At 63.3% G+C, this 17710-nt stretch carries 21 protein-coding genes; 10 read left to right on the top strand and 11 right to left on the bottom strand.

Features of this window, described 5'->3' with window-relative positions; genetic code table 11:
• Positions 1-230 precede the first annotated feature (230 nt).
• Together JO391_RS12695 and JO391_RS12700 are read right to left on the bottom strand one after the other, a co-directional pair.
• Positions 231-1193: an L-malyl-CoA/beta-methylmalyl-CoA lyase gene (locus JO391_RS12695; RefSeq protein ID WP_220660849.1), complete on the bottom strand. Its 963-nt coding sequence runs from the start codon at positions 1191-1193 to the stop codon at positions 231-233.
• A gap of 93 nt (positions 1194-1286) precedes the next feature.
• Positions 1287-1703, bottom strand: a complete 417-nt coding sequence (locus JO391_RS12700) for a DUF6855 family protein (protein WP_220660850.1) — start codon at positions 1701-1703, stop codon at positions 1287-1289.
• 82 nt (positions 1704-1785) lie between these two features.
• On the opposite strand from JO391_RS12700, the gene JO391_RS12705 reads away from it, so the two are divergent.
• Genes JO391_RS12705 through JO391_RS12715 form a run of 3 tightly spaced genes read left to right on the top strand, consistent with a single transcriptional unit; the run spans position 1786 to position 4299 of the window.
• Complete coding sequence (locus tag JO391_RS12705) at positions 1786-2403, top strand: helix-turn-helix transcriptional regulator (protein WP_220660851.1); 618 nt, start codon at positions 1786-1788, stop codon at positions 2401-2403.
• Between the two features lie 56 nt (positions 2404-2459).
• A complete protein-coding gene (dgcA, locus tag JO391_RS12710) occupies positions 2460-3422 on the top strand; it encodes an N-acetyl-D-Glu racemase DgcA (protein WP_220660852.1) in 963 nt (320 codons plus the stop codon).
• A gap of 13 nt (positions 3423-3435) precedes the next feature.
• Positions 3436-4299 (top strand): D-amino-acid transaminase, encoded by an 864-nt coding sequence (locus tag JO391_RS12715; protein ID WP_220660853.1) that lies wholly within the window; start codon positions 3436-3438, stop codon positions 4297-4299.
• 88 nt (positions 4300-4387) lie between these two features.
• Here the strand turns inward: JO391_RS12715 and JO391_RS12720 are convergent, their stop codons facing one another.
• The 3 genes from JO391_RS12720 to JO391_RS12730 form a co-directional block, all read right to left on the bottom strand.
• The gene (locus JO391_RS12720) at positions 4388-4570 is read right to left on the bottom strand and encodes a hypothetical protein (protein WP_220660854.1); all 183 of its coding nucleotides are present in this window, start codon (positions 4568-4570) and stop codon (positions 4388-4390) included.
• Between the two features lie 422 nt (positions 4571-4992).
• A complete protein-coding gene (locus JO391_RS12725; protein WP_220660855.1) occupies positions 4993-5316 on the bottom strand; it encodes a DUF1244 domain-containing protein in 324 nt (107 codons plus the stop codon).
• Positions 5313-6047 carry an N-formylglutamate amidohydrolase gene (locus JO391_RS12730; protein ID WP_220660856.1) on the bottom strand — a complete coding sequence of 245 codons (735 nt, stop codon included), beginning with the start codon at positions 6045-6047 and terminating at the stop codon, positions 5313-5315. Before JO391_RS12730 ends, JO391_RS12725 begins: the two co-directional genes overlap by 4 nt.
• 135 nt (positions 6048-6182) lie before the next feature.
• Between JO391_RS12730 and pyk the strand changes: the two genes are divergently transcribed.
• The 4 genes from pyk to rplT all read left to right on the top strand — a co-directional run bounded on the left by pyk (position 6183) and on the right by rplT (position 8575).
• On the top strand, positions 6183-7628 hold the full coding sequence (gene pyk / locus JO391_RS12735; protein ID WP_220660857.1) for a pyruvate kinase: 1446 nt from the start codon (positions 6183-6185) through the stop codon (positions 7626-7628).
• A gap of 32 nt (positions 7629-7660) precedes the next feature.
• A complete protein-coding gene (locus JO391_RS12740; protein WP_220660858.1) occupies positions 7661-7885 on the top strand; it encodes a hypothetical protein in 225 nt (74 codons plus the stop codon).
• A gap of 114 nt (positions 7886-7999) precedes the next feature.
• Positions 8000-8200, top strand: a complete 201-nt coding sequence (gene rpmI, locus JO391_RS12745; protein WP_220660859.1) for a 50S ribosomal protein L35 — start codon at positions 8000-8002, stop codon at positions 8198-8200.
• A gap of 12 nt (positions 8201-8212) precedes the next feature.
• Positions 8213-8575, top strand: coding sequence for a 50S ribosomal protein L20 (gene rplT, locus JO391_RS12750; protein ID WP_220660860.1), 363 nt, complete (start codon positions 8213-8215; stop codon positions 8573-8575).
• Positions 8576-8651: 76 nt separating this feature from the next.
• Here the strand turns inward: rplT and JO391_RS12755 are convergent, their stop codons facing one another.
• The 4 genes from JO391_RS12755 to miaB all read right to left on the bottom strand — a co-directional run bounded on the left by JO391_RS12755 (position 8652) and on the right by miaB (position 12308).
• Complete coding sequence (locus JO391_RS12755; protein WP_220660861.1) at positions 8652-9665, bottom strand: PhoH family protein; 1014 nt, start codon at positions 9663-9665, stop codon at positions 8652-8654.
• Between the two features lie 204 nt (positions 9666-9869).
• Complete coding sequence (locus JO391_RS12760) at positions 9870-10211, bottom strand: hypothetical protein (RefSeq protein ID WP_220660862.1); 342 nt, start codon at positions 10209-10211, stop codon at positions 9870-9872.
• Between the two features lie 5 nt (positions 10212-10216).
• On the bottom strand, positions 10217-10747 hold the full coding sequence (locus JO391_RS12765) for an OmpA family protein (RefSeq protein WP_259444693.1): 531 nt from the start codon (positions 10745-10747) through the stop codon (positions 10217-10219).
• A gap of 247 nt (positions 10748-10994) precedes the next feature.
• Entirely contained in the window at positions 10995-12308 is a 1314-nt protein-coding gene (gene miaB, locus JO391_RS12770) for a tRNA (N6-isopentenyl adenosine(37)-C2)-methylthiotransferase MiaB (RefSeq protein ID WP_220660863.1), read from the bottom strand.
• A 125-nt stretch (positions 12309-12433) separates the two neighbouring features.
• Here miaB and JO391_RS12775 point away from each other — a divergent pair, with 125 nt between their 5' ends.
• Both JO391_RS12775 and JO391_RS12780 read left to right on the top strand, forming a co-directional pair.
• Positions 12434-13303, top strand: coding sequence for a hypothetical protein (locus JO391_RS12775; protein ID WP_220660864.1), 870 nt, complete (start codon positions 12434-12436; stop codon positions 13301-13303).
• A 123-nt stretch (positions 13304-13426) separates the two neighbouring features.
• A complete protein-coding gene (locus JO391_RS12780; RefSeq protein WP_220660865.1) occupies positions 13427-14929 on the top strand; it encodes an ATP-binding cassette domain-containing protein in 1503 nt (500 codons plus the stop codon).
• Here the strand turns inward: JO391_RS12780 and JO391_RS12785 are convergent.
• Both JO391_RS12785 and irrA read right to left on the bottom strand, forming a co-directional pair.
• The gene (locus tag JO391_RS12785) at positions 14926-15771 is read right to left on the bottom strand and encodes a helix-turn-helix domain-containing protein (protein ID WP_220660866.1); all 846 of its coding nucleotides are present in this window, start codon (positions 15769-15771) and stop codon (positions 14926-14928) included. The genes JO391_RS12780 and JO391_RS12785 overlap by 4 nt on opposite strands.
• Positions 15772-16591: 820 nt before the next feature.
• Positions 16592-17008 (bottom strand): iron response transcriptional regulator IrrA, encoded by a 417-nt coding sequence (irrA, locus tag JO391_RS12790; protein WP_220660867.1) that lies wholly within the window; start codon positions 17006-17008, stop codon positions 16592-16594.
• 178 nt (positions 17009-17186) lie between these two features.
• Here irrA and fabA point away from each other — a divergent pair, with 178 nt between their 5' ends.
• Positions 17187-17696 (top strand): bifunctional 3-hydroxydecanoyl-ACP dehydratase/trans-2-decenoyl-ACP isomerase, encoded by a 510-nt coding sequence (gene fabA, locus JO391_RS12795; RefSeq protein WP_220664552.1) that lies wholly within the window; start codon positions 17187-17189, stop codon positions 17694-17696.
• The last annotated feature ends 14 nt before the right edge of the window (positions 17697-17710 follow it).

Consider the following 17710-nt stretch of genomic DNA (forward strand, 5'->3'; position numbering starts at 1 on the left):
CGGCAAGTCCTTGATTTTGCTGGGTCCGGGCAAGCGTCCGAGCTCGGACGGCCAGGCCCGGAAAACACAGCGCCCCAGGGTCAGACCCTGGGGCGTGCGTCCTCCCCTCATGCCGCCTCGGGCCTCCCCCCCTTGGCAGCCGGGTATCTCGTCGCCGGATTTCCCGGCGGTGTGCCCAATTGCCCCGCATCGAGCCGAAAGTCAACGATTCTACGCCGCCCTGCGCCGCGTCACCCCTTGCCATCCAGAAGATCGGCCTGCCGCACGATCCCCTCCGCCTGCTTGATCGAGGCGATGTCCACCAGCCGGCCCTTGTAGACCGTGGCTCCCTCGCCCCGCGCCTTGGCCTCTGCCATGGCCGCCAGGATCTCCCGCGCCTCGGCCACCGCCGCCGCAGAGGGCGTGAAGACCTCGTTGGCCAGCGCCACCTGCCTGGGATGGATCGCCCACTTGCCCACCATCCCCAGCGTCGCCGACCGCAGCGCCTGCGCCCGGAACCCCTCGTCATCGCTGAAGTCGCCGAAGGGCCCGTCCACCGGCAACAGCCCATGCGTCCGGCAAGCCGCAACGATGGCCGCCTGCGCCCAGTGCCAGGGATCGGACCAGTACTTCGCCCCCTCCCGAAGCATGTAGTAGTTCTCCTGCGTCCCCCCGATGCCGGTGGTCGCCATCCCCATGCTGGCCGCAAAGTCCGCCGCCCCCAGGCTCATCGCCTGCATCCGTGGCGAGGCCGCCGCGATCTCCTCGACATGGGAGATGCCGGCGGCCGACTCGATGATGACCTCGAACCCGATCGGCTTCGCCCGCCCCTTCGCCCGCTCCACCGCCGTGACCAAGGCGTCGACGGCATAGATGTCCGCCGCGCAGCCGACCTTGGGGATCATGATCTGGTCCAGCCGGTCTCCCGCCTGCTCCAGGAGGTCCACCACATCCCGGTACCACCAGGGCGTATCCAGCCCGTTGATCCGGACCGACAAGGTCTTGCTGCCCCAGTCCACGTCGGACACCGCCTTGATGACATTCGCCCGCGCCTCGGCCTTGTCGGTCGGCGCCACTGAATCCTCAAGGTCGAGGTTGATCACATCCGCCTCAGAGGCCGCCATCTTGGCAAAAAGAGCGGGGCGCGAGCCCGGGCCGAACAGCTGGCAGCGGTTCGGGCGGGCCGGAGCGGGGGGCTGAAGGCGGAAGCTCATGGAATCCTCGTGCAAGGAAGTTTCAATGTGAAGCAGCCCTGCGATAGATTGTTGCGCGACGGGCTTCAAGCCCCTTTTCGCATCTGCAGCAATCTACAGCGCACGCACCCGGTTGTTGCGCGGCCCGTGTTCCAGTTCCACCAGCCCGAGCAGTTCCATCACCGGCGTCACATAGTTGGCGAAACGCCCGCGATAGCCCTTGCGCAGACCGTAGTAGCCGCCGACCGGGTTTGCAGCGTCGCGCGCCCAGGCCTCGACCGAGCCTTCAGCCACGGGCTTGCCCTCGTCAGCATTGCCAAGCGCCACCCAGTCGCCGCGCGCCTTCAGCATGGCGTGGCAATCCTCCAGCCCGCGCCACTGATAGGACAGTTGCGTTGTGCCGACCTGCACCACCAGCTGCGGCGGCGCGACGCTCTCATCCTTCCAGGCCTGAAAGTCCGATGTCTGCGGCGGTGTCTTCACCAGCCAGGGGTCGTCCTTCGTACCGCTGCCATAGGTCACCATCGCCATGTTCCGCCCTTTCCCGTTGCGCTGGATGCCAGAGCCTAGCAAGGGTATCGTGACACCTTCTGTCCTGATTGGAAGTGCTCCAATGCGCGCCGCCCGTCTGCTGCATATGCTGCTGATCCTGCAGAACCGCGGCCGGCAGAGCGTGGGCCAGCTGGCGGCCGAACTGGAAGTGTCACGCCGCACCGTCCAGCGCGACCTTGACGCGCTGACCCAGGCCGGGCTGCCGGTGATAACCTGGCGCGGCGCGCAGGGCGGGGTGGAACTGGGGTTCGACTACCGCACACGGCTGACCGGGCTGGACGCCAGCGAAGCCGAGGCAATGGGGATTCTGCTGTCGCTGGCGCCGCGCCTGTTCGCCGATCTTGGCCTGGCTGCGGCGCTGGCCCGCGCCCAGGCCAAGATGCGTGAAGCCTTTCCCGATCAGACGCGGGCCCTCATCATCCGGGCACAGGCGCGGTTCCCTGTCGTGCCCGACCCTCCCGGCCCGGCCGATCCGCGGCGCGCGGCGCTGGCCGAAGCCGTTCGCACCGGCCGGGTGGTACGCCTGCAGGCCCGGTCACTCCTGCCGGTGACGGTGCATCCGGTGACGCTTGAACTGGCCCGCGAGGGCTGGACGCTGCACTGCGCCAGGACCGGGCACGGCTGGCCGGAAGCCGACTGGGGCGATGTGAACATATCCGCGCGGCGCTTCTCGGACTGAACGGGGATTGCGCTTGCCCGCCGGGACCGCCAGTTTCGCCGGGAAGGAGAGCGCCGATGATTGAAGTCACCGCCGATACTTTCCGCCTGGCACAGGCTTTCACCATCTCGCGCGGGACGCGCACCGAGGCGCGGGTTCTGACCGCCACCGTTATCCGCGACGGCATCACCGGACGGGGCGAATGCGTACCCTATGCCCGCTACGGCGAAAGCCTGGAGAGTGTGACGGCGCAGATCGAGGGGTTGACCGGGGGCATCACGCGCGATGCCCTCCAGGCGGCCCTGCCGCCAGGCGCTGCCCGCAATGCCGTGGATTGCGCGCTCTGGGACTGGGAGGCGAAGCGCGCGGGGTGGCGCGCTTGGGATCTGGCCGGGATCGCGGCGCCGCGCCCGGTGCCGATCACCTATACCCTGTCGCTCGACACACCCGAGGCGATGCGCGCACAGGCCTCGGCCCATGCCCACCGGCCGCTGCTCAAGATCAAGCTGGGAACGCCCGACGACATGCCGCGGCTGGAGGCGGTGCGGCAGGGGGCGCCGCGGTCCGTGATCATTGTCGATGCCAACGAGGGCTGGACGGCGGAGGTCTATACCGAACTGGCGCCGCATCTTCTGCGCCTGGGCGTGGCCATGGTCGAACAGCCGCTGCCCGCCGGACGGGACGGCATGCTGGGCGAGATCGCCCGCCCGCTGCCGGTCTGCGCCGATGAGTCCTGCCACGATCGCGCGTCGCTGCCCGGACTCAAGGGCAAGTACGACCTCGTCAACATCAAGCTCGACAAGACCGGCGGTTTGACCGAAGCGCTGGCCCTTCGACAGGCAGCTCTGGACGCAGGCTATGGTGTGATGATCGGCTGCATGGTCGGCTCGTCGCTGGCGATGGCGCCGGCTACGCTGCTGACAGCCGGTGCGGATTATGTCGACCTTGACGCGCCGCTGCTTCTGGCTGAAGACCGCGCACACCCGCTGAAAATCGACGCTGCGGGAATTCACCCGCCCTGCCCCGAGCTTTGGGGCTGAGAAGGAGCCTGCGATGAGCCGCACCGTCTTTGTGAACGGGAGCTACCTGCCGGAAGAGGCCGCCACCGTCTCGATCTTCGACCGCGGATTCCTGATGGCCGATGGCGTCTATGAGGTCACTTCGGTGCTGGGGGCCAAGCTGATCGACTGGCCCGGCCATTGTGCCCGCCTTGCCAGGTCGCTCAAGGAATTGGATATGGCGGCGCCCTGTTCGGACGAGGATCTGCTGGCGATCCATCGCGAACTGATCGTGGCAAACGGCCTGACCGAGGGGATGGTCTACCTGCAGGTCACGCGCGGCAATCCCGGTGATCGGGATTTCGCTTTCCCTGACCCGTCGGTCACAAAATCGACCCTTGTAATGTTCACCATGGTCAAGACGCTGGAGTCTGGCAACGCCGCCGCCCGGAAGGGTCACCGGGTGATCTCGATCCCCGATATCCGGTGGGGACGGCGCGACATCAAGACGGTGCAGCTTCTTTATCCGTCGATGGGCAAGATGATGGCCAAGAAAGCGGGCGTCGATGATGCCTGGCTGACCGAGGATGGCTTCGTTACGGAAGGCACCTCGAACAACACCTGGATTGTGAAGGGAAACCGGATCGTCACCCGGCAGCTTGGCACCGACATCCTGCATGGCATCACGCGAGCGGCTGTGCTGCGCTGTGCGGCGGACCTTCAGCTGGAGATCGAGGAACGCCCCTTCACCATTGAGGAAGCGCAGGCTGCCGACGAGGCATTCTATACCTCTGCCTCGGCCTTCGTGATGCCGGTGATCGAAGTGGACGGCGCCGCAATCGGCAAGGGTGTTCCTGGCCCGATCGCGGCGCGGTTGCGGGAAATCTATCTGGACGAGATGCGCAAGACGGCGGTCTGACCTTCCTGTCAGCACGAAATAAGAAAGCCGCTCCTTTGGAGCGGCCCTGAAATCTGTTGGCTTGCGCCGCGAACGAGCACGCCGGCGGTCAGGCAGCCAGCTTCTGGGGGGCGTCCCCGGGCTTCTTGCCCATGATATCGGCCCAGTCGTCTTCAAGCCCCTTGAAGGGATCAACCGACCGGCGCGGACGAGCAAGGCGACGAGGGTATACAGCGGCAAGCGCGAAGATGATCGCAAGGCCGCCCAAGAGGAAGAGCTGAAGGAAGGTCATATTGCACTCACAAGCTTTACAGGTGTTCGTCAGATAATGGGTTCAGCGTCAGGATCCAGACCCTCATCGGACTGGGGCGCCGAGTCTTCGGAATTGTGATCGTCATTTGATGCTGCATCCATTGCGAAGCCGCCTGCGAGGGCGAGCGGCACCGATAGCAGCATGAGAAACACTTCCATTTGGTTACCATCACCAGAACACATCAACATATTGTCCGGTTACGGTGAAAAAGTCAAACTTGACCAGCCATTCAACGCCGTTGTTGCACGGATGACGAACAGTTCACGGGGCAGGTCTGGACTGTTCGAACTAATGCAACGGGTCCTGCGACCGAGCAATCAACGCCCAGGAACTTTGTTTCGAAAAAACACTTTCAGGTTGTATGCTGGCCATCCACCTCAGCCAAAACGAACCTCCGGGAATCACCTTTGCGGCCCGACATTGCGGTTGAAGGCATCCTGGAAGGCGGCCTTCTTGTCGTCGCTGGCCTCAGTCTGGTGCTGCGCCACCCAATCGGCATAGGGCATGCCATACACGATTTCGCGCGCCTCTTCCTTTGACAGGGTAATACCTCGTTCGGCGGCAGCCTCCTGATACCAGCGGCTGAGGCAGTTCCGGCAGAAGCCGGCCAGGTTCATGAGGTCGATGTTCTGCACATCGGGGCGCTTTTCCAGAAGGTGATGCATCAACGCGCGAAAGGCCGCGGCTTCCAGTTCAACCTGAGTGGATGGGTCGATCATCGTCATCTGTCTGCCTCCTCCAAAGCGTCCACGAGCACGGGCGCCAGTCGTTCCGCCCACATTTCCTGATGTTCCGGTGTGGCGATCAGGTCCTGCCGAAGCTCGATCAGCGTGTTGTGCCTTCCGGCCCTCAGCGCGTGCTGGTCGATGGCATCGCCCGGAAGGTGACCGGAATAAGGTTCATTGTCGCCAACGACCAGTCCGGGCAACCGTTCAAGGCAGGCAATTAGGCTACGGCTGAGGCGTTCGTCCAGATGCGAATAGAGCACGCCCACATGCCAGGGACGCGGTGCACGGCCTTTCAGGCAGGGCGTGAACGAGTGGACGGCAAGGATGACCCGATCCGACCGTTGAACGGCAAGCCTTTCGTAGGCCGCGTGATAGGGGCGATAGAGGCTGTCCAATCGGCGTTCGACCTCGACCAGATCGGCATGGCGGTTCCCTGGCACGATGGTCCCGTCGTAAAGCCGCATCACCAGGGTCGGGTCGTCCTCGCCGCGGTTGGGGTCGATGACCAGGCGAGAGAACCGCGTCAGGATGGCCGGACTGTTCAGGCGCCGCGCCAGGCCAACGGCGACACCGGCAGCGCCCGGGTCCCAGGCGATGTGGCGGGCCATCTCGGATTGGGGAAGGCCAAGCGTCCCTCCGAAATCTTCGGGAACGCGGTTCGAGGCGTGGTCGCAGGTCACAAGCCAGCGGCCAGGCCGGGATTCGCCGATGATTTCGAAGGCATCCACTGGCAGCTCCGGTGCGCTGATTGCATCACCTGACATTTATGCTGCACTGGCAGAAAGCGCCAGTTGCCCCGCCAGCCGGATTCGGCGATAAGACGCGCGGCCCACCACGAACGTGACGAACAAAAGGAGCATGGCATGAGACGCCTGCGCAACGTGAAGATCGTGGCCACGCTCGGGCCGGCCTCCAGCGACTACAAGACCATTCGCGGCCTGTTCGAGGCCGGGGCCGATGTGTTTCGCCTGAACATGAGCCACGGCACGCACGACGACATCCGTGCGCGCCATGCGATCATCCGGCAGGTGGAGGCAGATACCGGCCGTCCGATCGCCATTCTGGCCGACCTTCAGGGGCCGAAGCTGCGGCTTGGGACCTTTGTGGCCGGCGCTGTGGAACTGGAGGACGGGGCGAAGTTCCGGCTGGACCTGGACCCGGCACCAGGCGAGGACCATCGCGTTCAGCTTCCCCACCCAGAGATCTTTGCGGCGCTTGAGCCGGGGACGACACTTCTCGTCAATGACGGCAAGACCCGGTTGAAGGTCGATGTCTGCGGCACGGATTTCGCGGATTGCACCGTGATCGTGGGCGGCATGATCTCGAACCGCAAAGGCGTGAACGTGCCTGACGTGGTGCTTCCGCTGGCCGCCCTGTCCGAAAAGGACAAGGTTGACCTGGAGTTTGCGTGCCAGATCGGTGTGGACTGGTTGGCCCTGTCTTTCGTGCAGCGCCCCGAGGACGTGCTTGAGGCGCGCCGTCTGGCCAAGGGTCGCGCGGCCGTGCTGTCGAAGATTGAAAAGCCGGCTGCCGTGAAAGCCTATGACGAGATCCTGGCGGTCTCGGACGGGATCATGGTGGCACGGGGCGATCTGGGCGTGGAGTTGCCGGTTTATTCGGTGCCGCCGATCCAGAAGCGTCTGGTGCGCGGCGCACGGGCAGCGGCCAAGCCGGTGATCGTGGCAACTCAGATGCTGGAATCCATGATCGAAAACCCGATGCCCACACGGGCAGAGGTTTCCGATGTGGCGACCGCTATCTACGAAGGTGCCGACGCCGTGATGCTGTCGGCAGAATCCGCCGCGGGCAAGTTCCCGATCGAGGCGGTTCAGACAATGAACAACGTCGCCATTTCGGTTGAGAGTGACCCGACCTATCGCTCCGTGATCGAGGCGAGCCGCGTGGTCGCCCGCGCTTCGGTGGCAGATGGCATCGTCGCGGCAGCGCGCGAGATCGCGGAATCGGCGAACATCAAGGCAATTTGCGTGTTCACCCAGTCCGGCAACACCGTGGGCCTGGTTGCACGCGAGCGGCCCCGTGTGCCGATCATCGCCTTGACGCCGCTGATCGAGACGGCGCGGCGGTCCTGTCTGACCTGGGGCGCCCATTGCTGCATCACCGAGGAACAGGAACGGTTCAAGGGTGCGGTCATCTCGGCGGTGCGCGCGGCGCGGTCGGAGGGCTTTGCCCAGGAGACCGACCAGATCGTGCTGACCGCTGGCGTGCCGTTCAACGTGCAGGGCACCACCAACATCCTGCGCGTGGCCCCCTGTGACGAACGGTTGATCTACAGGGCTGACCCGGAATAACCTGCACTCGCTTGGACCAGCGGGAGGGCGGCATGGATACCGATCTCATGCTTACGGTGGGATTATTCCTGCTTGCGCTGACACTGCCTGCCCTTCTGAATGCCTATTCTTCCAGCACCCCGCCCAGGGGTGCTGCCATCCTGTTGCTGATTTCCGCCGTCCTGATCGTCACGGCCCTGGTGAAACACCCGTCAGGCTATGAGTTCCGGGAGTTGCCTGACGTCGTGGTGCGGACTGTTCAGCGATTCATCGGCTGAGCGTCTTTGCCCTTGCACCCCCACCGGGATGACCCTATACGGCGCCCTCTGAATACCCCTGCGCGGCCGGCCTAAGTGGCATGCCGAGTCGCGCCTGTAACGACGGAGATCGAAATGCCCAAGATGAAGACCAAGTCGGCGGCGAAGAAGCGCTTCAGCTTCACGGCGTCCGGTCGGGCCAAGGCCGGCGTTGCCGGCAAGCGGCACGGCATGATTAAGCGGACGACGAAATTCGTGCGGGATGCAAGCGGCACCATGCTGCTGTGCGACAGCGATACGAAGATCGTCAAGAAGTACATGCCCTACGACCGGTAAGGAGAAAGACACATGTCCCGCGTCAAGTCCGGCAAGGTCACGCATGCCCGTCACCGCAAGGTGATCAAGCAGGCGTCCGGCTACTATTCGGCCCGTTCGCGCAACTTCCGCACCGCCACGCAGGCGGTCGACAAGGCGAACCAGTACGCCACCCGCGACCGTTCGGTTCGCAAGCGCCAGTTCCGCGCCCTGTGGATCCAGCGCATAAACGCCGCTGTGCGTCTGTTCGACCCGGCCTTCACCTATTCGCGCCTGATTGACGGCCTGAACAAGGCAGGCATCGAAGTGGACCGCAAGGTTCTGGCCGATCTGGCCGTGCATGAGCCCGAGGCGTTCAACGCCATCGCAGCGCAGGCTCGCGCGGCTCTGGTCTGACACAAGGCGGCCACAATAGATACGGAAAGGCCCCGGACAGTATGTCCGGGGCCTTTGCCATTCTGCGGTGTGGTTATCAGCCCTGGTAGGGTTCGTCGGCCTCGTAAGCCTCGATGATGCGGGCGACGAGTGGGTGGCGCACGACGTCCTTGGCAGTGAAGTAGTTGAAGGTGACGCCCTTCACCCCCTTCAGGATGCGCTCGGCCTCGGCCAATCCGCTGGGCACCCCCCGCGGCAGGTCGATCTGGGTGCGGTCGCCGGTGATCACCATGCGGCTACCCTCGCCCAGACGGGTCAAGAACATCTTCATCTGCATCGACGTGGCATTCTGGGCCTCGTCCAGCACCACAAAGGCGTTCGACAGCGTACGGCCGCGCATGAACGCGAGGGGAGCGATCTCGATCCGTTTCTCCTGCATGAGCTTCTCGACCTGCTTCGATGGCAAGAAGTCATTCAGCGCGTCGTAGAGCGGCTGCATGTAAGGATCGACCTTCTCCTTCATGTCGCCGGGCAAGAAGCCCAGACGCTCGCCCGCCTCGACGGCGGGACGGGACAGGACGATCTTCTCGACAGCGCCAGAGATGAACATGGTCACGCCCACGGCAACCGCAAGATATGTCTTGCCGGTGCCGGCCGGGCCAATACCGAACCCCAACTCGTGCGAGAAGAGATTGGCGACATAAGCCTTCTGCGCCTCGGTTCGCGGCTCGATCGGCTTCTTGCGGGTTCGAAGCTCCATCGACATGCCGCCGAACAACTCGATCTGCTCACCCTCGCGCGCGGGCTCGGGGTTGGGGCGCCCCAGACGCAAGGCCGCATCAACATCGCCGGCGCCGATGCCGCGTCCGCCTTCAAGGCGAGCGTACAGACCGCGCAGCACCGCCGCCGCCTGCTCTCGCGCGCCCTTATCGCCGATCACTGCCAGACGGTTGCCCCGTCGCAGGATGTGCACGCCCATCTGGTGTTCGATCTGCGAGAGGTTGCGATCGTACTCACCACAGAGGTCGATCAGAAGGCGGTTGTCGGGGAACTCCAGCAGGGTTTCGACAATGTCTTCGGCTTTCGGGGGGGTCAGCGCGCTGATGCCCAAGTGGGGTTCCTTTTCGCTTTGGTGGACGGATAAAGGCTAACCGATGAATTGAGACTGCGCCGTGACAGTTCCGCGAGCAAGCACAGATTGCACCGATCCCGGCATTCTGGCGTGACAACGCCACATTTTGTGGCAGCGCCCCCCCGCAAACACAAAGGACCGCGCTGCTGCACGGCCCTTTGAGATATTCGGGAAGCGGTTACGTCAGTTCGGGAACCAGTTCGGAATGCTGTTGGTCTGGTACTCCCCGATGACCGTCCCACCGGGAGCGAGTTTGTTGCACACTGGCAGCCCTGATACGGGGTCGTTGCGCCGCGTGGCATAGCCTTCGAAGCCATCGTCGATCAGCCAGGTCTGGCAACCATCGGGATCATAAGCGATCGCGGTCTGCTTCGTCAGGCCAGGCTTGCTGTCGACACCCGTGTCGTAGGCAGTGGCGATCACGGGCAGACCGTTCGAGGTGCTGCGAGCGGTCGGACTGACGCCACAGGCGGACAGCGCGGAAAGGACCAACAGGCCAGCGCCAAGGGAAAAAACTCTGTTCATGACACTCACCACCGATAGCAGATGACTTCGACGCGACGGTTCTTCTGCATGTTCGCCGGCGAGTCATTGGGGGCAATCGGCCGTGTCTCGCCAAAGCCAATCTGACGCTCCACCGCGGCGCCTTGCGACCGGGCCACGGCAGCGACCGAAGCGGCGCGCCGCTCGGACAGGCCCTGATTGTAGGCATTCGAGGCACGGCTGTCAGTATGGCCGTAGATTGCATAACCAAAGGCATTGGCGGTGCGGAAGAACTCTTCCAGCCGGGCGCGGCCGGATGCGGTCAGTTTGGCCGAGTCCGTGGCAAACAGAGTGTCAGTGTTCTCCACAAGACAGGTGTTCTTGCGCAGGCACACGGGCTTTCCGGTCTTTGGGTTGACGCGGCTGACCATGAACCCCTCGGCGCCACCATCGGCGTACCAGTGCATACAGCCATCGGGGTCGATCCAGACGCCCCATTCGACAAATCCGGTCGCGCGCGGTGCGGTTTCAGGAGGGACACCCGTAATGGGTGCGGCAACCTCTGCCTGCGCAGTCACTGACCATGCCGAAGCAACCATGACGGCTGCAACCGTAGCCAACCGACGAAATGAAATTGTACCGGACCCCAACAATGCAGCTCTCCCGACCTTGGCCCCACCCAAGCGCGACCCGTCCCAATTGTGGCTAGAATACGGTGAAGTAAAGAAAAATCGATGGAATCGCGTTTGGGCTTCAGCCAATGATCCCGGGGCATAGAAAATCCCTACACAGCATGAGGGATTTCTCTTGAAGCGGAAACAGCCCTCAAGGGATAGCCGGTTCGCCCGACAATGAGTTGGGCGCCGAGCCGACGATTCGCACCCGCACCAGGTCTCCAACCTGCCCCGACGAGTCGCGGACATGAACGGCGTGAAGGTGATCCGATTTGCCAACCATCTGCCCCGGAAGCCGCCCGGACTTCTCGTAGAGCACGGTGACTTCCTTGCCCACCATCACCATCTGAGCTGCGCGCTGCTGTTCGGTGATCAAAGCCTGGAGGAGTTGCAGCCGTTCATCCGCGACGTCGCCGTCAACCGGATGCCTTTCAGCCGCAGGGGTGCCTGGCCGGGAGGAGTACTTGAAGCTGAAGGCCGCGCCAAAACCGACGGCACGGATCAGGTCAAGCGTCTGCCGGAAATCCTGATCGGTTTCGCCCGGGAAGCCAACGATGAAATCAGAGCTGAGCAGGATGTCCGGGCGCGCTGCGCGGATACGTTCGACCAGCCTCAGATACTGGTCGGCCGTGTGCTTTCGGTTCATCGCCTTCAGGATCCGGTCCGACCCGGACTGCACCGGGAGATGCAGGTAGGGCATCAACTGGGTCACTTCGCCGTGCGCGGCGATGAGGTCCTCGTCCATGTCATTCGGATGGCTTGTTGTATAGCGGATGCGCGCAAGCCCCTCGATACGGGCGAGGTTGCGTATCAGTCGCGCCAGGGACCAAGGGCCATCAGGGCCTTCGCCGTGGTAGGCGTTGACGTTCTGGCCTAGCAACGTGATCTCGCAGACACCGCGCGCGACGAGATCCTCTGCCTCGGCCATCAGTCGGGAAACAGGGCGGCTGACCTCGGCCCCCCTGGTGTAAGGCACGACACAGAACGCGCAGAACTTGTCGCAGCCCTCCTGCACCGTCAGAAAGGCCGTCGGGCCCCGCAGGGCCTTGCGTTCCGGCAGGTGGTCGAACTTGTCTTCGGGCGGAAATTCGGTATCGACGCTGCGGCCTGGCGCCTTGGCCAGGGCAGGCAGGCGATGGTAGCTCTGGGGGCCAACGACAAGATCGACAAGCGGCATCCGCCGAATGATCTCTTCGCCTTCGGCCTGAGCCACGCAACCGGCAACACCAATCTTCAGGTCGGGTCGAGCCGCCTTTAGCGGCTTCAAGCGCCCCAGATCAGAGTACAACTTCTCGGAAGCCTTCTCGCGGATGTGGCAAGTGTTCAGCAGGACCATGTCTGCTTCTTCCACCGCCTCGGTCAGGACATAACCCTCGGCGCCCATGGCTTCGGCCATGCGCTCGCTGTCGTAGACATTCATCTGACAGCCATAGGTCTTGATGAAGAGCTTCTTCGCGTCCGCCATGGTTGAACCCCCATCCGAAGGCCCGTGCCATACACGATCCTGGCCGCCTTGGGCAATCCGCCCCCCTTGCCTTGTGGCTTTGCTTGCCCTTTTCTGCAACCGTTCTGGAAAATCACGGGTCGCCGATGCGATACACTGGCCTTATCGACTTTCTGACCCGTTCCAGGGCCCTGCTGGCCAAGGGGCCGGTCGCGGTTATCGTGATCGAAGACCGGGTCGAGGTGGAAAGCACGCTGCGCCATCATCTGAATGCCGGGTTCCGCGCTGTCGTCGCACTGGCGCCCGAAGGAATCGAGTTGCCGGAGGATCTGGCCGACAGCATCCATGCGGTGACCTACGGCGTGCATGGGCCAGGTGCGCTGACCAGTGCCATCAATACACTGATCGATGCAGCGCCCGGAACCTGGTTCTACTATTGCTACAATGCAGAGTACCTGTTCCATCCCTTCTGCGAGACACGCAACATCCGCGAGTTGATCACGTTCCAGACAGAAGAACGGCGCGATGCCATCTTGAGCTATGTGGTGGACCTCTATGCCGAGGATCTGCGTCGTTTTCCTGACGCCGTTTCAACAGCGGACGCCTGCCTTGATCGCTCGGGATACTATGCGCTTGGCCGGAATGATCCGGCAAACCAGAACCACCCTAAGGAACGGCAGCTGAATTTCTTCGGTGGCCTGCGCTGGCGGTTCGAGGAGCACATTCCTTTGGCGAAGCGCAAGATTGACCGGATCGCACTGTTCAAGGCCAAGCCGGGGCTACTGCTGAGAGAGGACTACACACTCAACGATGAGGAGTACAACACCTACGCCTGCCCATGGCACAACAACATCACCACGGCCATCGTGTCATTCCGCACAGCAAAGGCGCTGCGCACCAACCCGGGATCACGCGACCTGGTGCCGACCTTCCGGTGGTACAACTCTGAGCGCTTCGATTGGACGTCGACACAGCTCATGAACCTTGGCCTGATGGAACCCGGTCAATGGTTCTGATCGCACCTGCTTGACTCACGCCGCCCGAGACACCAGATCCGCACCAAGAAACGAAGGAAATCCCGCCGATGCGCCTGCCCGAAACCGAGAGACTGGTCCCTTCCGGCATTCGCAGGTGCAATCATGTCATCCGTCTTCGTTCTTTCAAGAGTCGGCGTCTCCCGTCCTGACGGATCGACCCTCCTTCCGCCAATAACAGCAAGTTTCGGCTCCGGCGTGACCGCGCTTGTCGGACCGAACGGCGTAGGCAAGTCCACGGTATTGCGCCTTCTGGCCGGCGAGATCGACGGGACCGGCGGCCATGTCCGGAGACCGGGCAGGATCGGGTTCCTTCGCCAGATCGAGCCATCGGGGATACAGTCTCTTCATGAGGTCTTTCCTGCCGGCATGACTGATGGCTTGATCCGCGCCCAGCTTGGCCGGGCCGGGGTTCATGCGGAACCTGACCGGGCATTGTCGAGCCTTTCCGGCGGGCAGCGGACCCGTGCACGGCTGGCGGCATTGATTGCAGGAACCCCAGATGCGCTGTTGCTGGATGAACCGACCAACCATCTGGATGCAGATGGCGTGGCTCTCGTGCTCCACCTGCTTTCGGACTTCACAGGGCCTGTCGTTGTTTCAAGCCATGACACCACACTTCTTCGCCGGTGCAGCCGGTTCGCAGCACTTTCCCCACGCGGACTGACCCTTCATGGCCACGGTTACGACGCCTTCGCAATCGCGCAGAAAAGAGAGGCGGCGGGTCGGCAGCGCACCCTGGACCTTGCCGAACGCGCAAGGTCAAAGGCAATGCGGGCGGCGCAGGAAGCTTCCGAGCGCAAGGCACGCCATGACGCCGCAGGCCGGCGTGACCGATCGAGCGGGAGCCAAGGCAGGATGCTGATGGATTTCCGGAAGGACCGCGCAGAGGGGAGCGATCGGGGGCTGTCGCGGATGTCGGATCGGCGGGTGGTGGCCGCCACTGAGGCCTTGGCCGTGGCACGGGCGGCCGTGGATCTGCGTCAGCCTCTTTCTGCGCTCATGCCACGGCTGGATATGCCACCCACGCGCTTGCTGCTGAGGGCCCGCGGGTTGTCGGGTAGTGCGGGGTCTGCAAGTCACGCCATCGGGCCCTTCGACATCGACATCACCGGGCCCGAGCGGATTGCAGTCACGGGACCGAACGGATCAGGCAAGTCCACGCTTCTGCGCCTCCTTTCCGGCGATCTGCATCCCACATCGGGGCGATTGGATCGCATGGTCCGAACCGCCCGGCTGGACCAGCACTTGGTACCAGCAGGTGAGGACCTGATAGAAGCTATGCGGGCTGCCCATCCGGCCCTTTCGCTACAGGATGTCCACGCCTCGCTAGCCCGGTTCGGGTTTCGCGGCGCTGCGGCCAAGGTCAGCCGAGCAGGCTTGAGCGGAGGCGAAGCGCTGCGGGCTTCCCTAGCAATCGTGTTTGGCGGCCCGGAACCGCCCTCGCTGCTGCTGCTGGACGAGCCAACCAACCACCTCGACTCGGAGGCTCGGACTATGCTGGAGGAAGCCCTCGTCGCTTTCGATGCCGCGTTGGTCATCGCCAGTCACGACAGGGATTTCCTGAAAGCGATAGGAACCACGCGCGAGATAAAACTCGCGCCCTAACCTTCAGCCTCGGCGGTCGGCACTTGCACCAGGGCGACCCCTGTATCGGCCACGCGGGTCATGCTGACCATGTTTTCCAGGCAGTGGCGCACCTCGAACGGCGCGCTGTCGCCTTGCTCGAAAGGATCAAAATCCTGGGCAGCTTCGAAATCGGCGATGTTCGTCGCGTCGTCGCCCGTTATCGCGCGCTCGCGTTCCAGAACCATTGGCGAGACGGTCGGCACCATAAGCCGGTCCGAGGGGCCCATCATGAGCCCCGTCAGCCGCCGCGCGACAGGCTGCTGACCGGGGTTGGTCAACATGAACATCATGGCCTGATAGCGCTTTTCGGAGAGTTGGATGTAGAGCCGGTTCATGAGCAAGAGCGCCCAGCCCCCGAATTCGAAACCGTTGGCGCCGTAGCGGGCCTCGATCAGACCGTCTCGCGGGCTGAGCATCATGGCCATCCGAACGACCCTACCAGGGCGGGTGAACGACCAGTAGTACAACGAGTAATGGCCGAAGTATTCGACCCCTCGGCGCTCCGTCTCTTTTCGAGCATCGTTCAGGGCGTCATAGGGCAATTCAAGCCCGACGACCGATGGACCCTCCGCCGATGCGGGCCGGCGCAGTGGCACCGTGCCGGGACCGAGGTCAAGAACGCGCGCGAAATGCTCGGCAGGCGCCTCGAATGCCAAGGCGGAAAAACCAGGGCGGGCGCGTGCGATCTCTGACGCGATTCGCGTCAGATTGTGACCTGAGGGGGTCACCTTCCCCGAAAGCCAGCGCGAGATCACCGACTTGTCCACCCCTACAGCCGCTCCGAGCGCCGCAGGCGACATATTGATGACCTTCAGGGCCAACCCGAGGCGCCCAGAAAAAGTGTCAGGGATGTCCAAGGTACAGGGTTCCACGGCAGCGCATCAATGCAACAGAATGCAACCTTCCGCCAATCCGTGCAACCACACATCTGCCGCTGCAACTGACGCAGCGGCAGATTGGCATATAATTGGGGCATTCAAACCGATTGACCGATTGCTGCCATGACGATCTTGCATGCACCACGCGCCCATTCATCTGACGCCGCTTGCGTGGAATTTCACCTCGCCCGACTGGACAGGCTTGGTCCTGTGGCCTCGCCTGTCCAGTCGGATGTGCGTCTCGTCATCGCCCGCGCTGCGGCTCGAGGCGTTCGGCGCGGGCGGACGAGGAGCCGGCCCCTGGCCGGCATCATTCGCAGGCTAGCCATGGCGCTCTTCTCGACGAGTTGACCTTAAGGCTCGGATGGTTTCACGCAGCGCCTTTTTCCCAAGTTTGTTTCAGCACGTTCTGGCCGATTGTCCCAGTCCCCGGGGCATCGCCCATTCACTTGCACCGACCTCTGCTGCGGCACCACCGCGCAGAGGCCGGTGCCAGTGGACAACGAGGCAATTGATCCGAGGATGATTTCACGTGCGTCACTCCGGCCTGCCTCTAGTAGGCGACGTTGCTGCATTCGCACGAGGGTTTTCGATCGCGCCTTCGCCCTGAAGCACATTCGGGAAGTCTGGTCAGCTAGACCAATTCGTCACAGCACGATGCGCGCATTTCTGGCCATGGTTCAAAGGCTTCTGGCCGATATCGAGCTTGGCGCGGACGCCCGCGACACGGACGCGCCACACGCTTGAAGCGGGCGAGGGTCCTTCAGGAGCGGCGCAGACGGATAACCACGTCGACGCGTGAAATGACGGTACCCTGCGGCGCCTCGGGCAGACCCGCGATCTGCAGCTGGTCCTTGGGAGCATCCGTCAACTCGGCGCTGTCTTCCCAGTAGAAGTGAGGATGGTCGTCCAGCCGCGTGTCGAAGTAGGACCGCGACCCATCCACCACCACCTCTTGCACGAGCCCGGCATCGCAAAATGCACGCAACGTATTGTATACCGTCGCAAGGCTCACTTTCGCGCCAGAACGATTGCTTGCTGCATAGAGGCTCTCGGCCGTCACATGACGGTCATGACCATCGCCCACCAGAAGGTGGGCCAGCGCCAGGCGCTGGCGCGTAGGCCGCAGCCCGCCGCGCGCAAGCCATTCCTCCCCGCGATTGCGTGTGGTGACCGCCATGCTCTTCGCCCCTTCACCTGCCATATAAGGGAGACTGCCCGCTCACTTCAAACGGAAATCCTGTGATTGCGGGCGTCGAGGGCCCTACGGCGAGACACAGCCCGTTGGCCCCCCGCCCTTGCCACCCATTCCCGGCGGGTGCTAGAGGGAAACAATGCATGTGGGGGGCCAGGGCAAGATGCCGCTTTATCCGTCGCGTTTCGACAAGGACGACCTGCTGAAATGCGCGCGGGGCGAATTGTTCGGACCGGGCAATGCCCAGCTTCCGGCGCCTCCGATGCTGATGATGGACCGTATAGTCGAGATTTCGGAAGACGAGGGCGAGCATGGCAAGGGCCATGTGGTGGCCGAGTTCGACATCAGCCCGGACCTCTGGTTCTTCGAATGTCACTTTCCCGGTAACCCGATCATGCCGGGTTGCCTTGGCCTTGACGGCCTGTGGCAACTGACGGGCTTCAACCTCGGCTGGCGGGGCTGGCAGGGGCGCGGCTATGCGCTTGGCGTGGGCGAGGTCAAGCTGACCGGGATGGTTCGGCCCGACCGCAAGATGCTGCGCTATTTCGTCGATTTCACCAAAGCCGTGCAGACCCGCCGCCTGACCATGGGTGTCGCAGACGGTCGGGTCGAAGCGGATGGCGAAGTGATCTATCTGGTCAAGGACATGAAGGTCGCCCTCTCTGCGTCCTGACCCTTACTGAAGGA

Source organism: Neotabrizicola shimadae, assembly GCF_019623905.1.
GTDB lineage: Bacteria > Pseudomonadota > Alphaproteobacteria > Rhodobacterales > Rhodobacteraceae > Neotabrizicola > Neotabrizicola shimadae.

What these genes read in the sequence shown, in the direction of transcription:
- JO391_RS12695 (WP_220660849.1), bottom strand. Translation starts at nt 1,193, where the DNA reads ATGAGCTTCCGCCTTCAGCCCCCCGCTCCGGCCCGCCCGAACCGCTGC.
- JO391_RS12700 (WP_220660850.1), bottom strand. Translation starts at nt 1,703, where the DNA reads ATGGCGATGGTGACCTATGGCAGCGGTACGAAGGACGACCCCTGGCTG.
- JO391_RS12705 (WP_220660851.1), top strand. Translation starts at nt 1,786, where the DNA reads ATGCGCGCCGCCCGTCTGCTGCATATGCTGCTGATCCTGCAGAACCGC.
- dgcA (WP_220660852.1), top strand. Translation starts at nt 2,460, where the DNA reads ATGATTGAAGTCACCGCCGATACTTTCCGCCTGGCACAGGCTTTCACC.
- JO391_RS12715 (WP_220660853.1), top strand. Translation starts at nt 3,436, where the DNA reads ATGAGCCGCACCGTCTTTGTGAACGGGAGCTACCTGCCGGAAGAGGCC.
- JO391_RS12720 (WP_220660854.1), bottom strand. Translation starts at nt 4,570, where the DNA reads ATGACCTTCCTTCAGCTCTTCCTCTTGGGCGGCCTTGCGATCATCTTC.
- JO391_RS12725 (WP_220660855.1), bottom strand. Translation starts at nt 5,316, where the DNA reads ATGACGATGATCGACCCATCCACTCAGGTTGAACTGGAAGCCGCGGCC.
- pyk (WP_220660857.1), top strand. Translation starts at nt 6,183, where the DNA reads ATGAGACGCCTGCGCAACGTGAAGATCGTGGCCACGCTCGGGCCGGCC.
- JO391_RS12740 (WP_220660858.1), top strand. Translation starts at nt 7,661, where the DNA reads ATGGATACCGATCTCATGCTTACGGTGGGATTATTCCTGCTTGCGCTG.
- rpmI (WP_220660859.1), top strand. Translation starts at nt 8,000, where the DNA reads ATGCCCAAGATGAAGACCAAGTCGGCGGCGAAGAAGCGCTTCAGCTTC.
- rplT (WP_220660860.1), top strand. Translation starts at nt 8,213, where the DNA reads ATGTCCCGCGTCAAGTCCGGCAAGGTCACGCATGCCCGTCACCGCAAG.
- JO391_RS12760 (WP_220660862.1), bottom strand. Translation starts at nt 10,211, where the DNA reads ATGAACAGAGTTTTTTCCCTTGGCGCTGGCCTGTTGGTCCTTTCCGCG.
- miaB (WP_220660863.1), bottom strand. Translation starts at nt 12,308, where the DNA reads ATGGCGGACGCGAAGAAGCTCTTCATCAAGACCTATGGCTGTCAGATG.
- JO391_RS12775 (WP_220660864.1), top strand. Translation starts at nt 12,434, where the DNA reads ATGCGATACACTGGCCTTATCGACTTTCTGACCCGTTCCAGGGCCCTG.
- JO391_RS12780 (WP_220660865.1), top strand. Translation starts at nt 13,427, where the DNA reads ATGTCATCCGTCTTCGTTCTTTCAAGAGTCGGCGTCTCCCGTCCTGAC.
- irrA (WP_220660867.1), bottom strand. Translation starts at nt 17,008, where the DNA reads ATGGCGGTCACCACACGCAATCGCGGGGAGGAATGGCTTGCGCGCGGC.
- fabA (WP_220664552.1), top strand. Translation starts at nt 17,187, where the DNA reads ATGCCGCTTTATCCGTCGCGTTTCGACAAGGACGACCTGCTGAAATGC.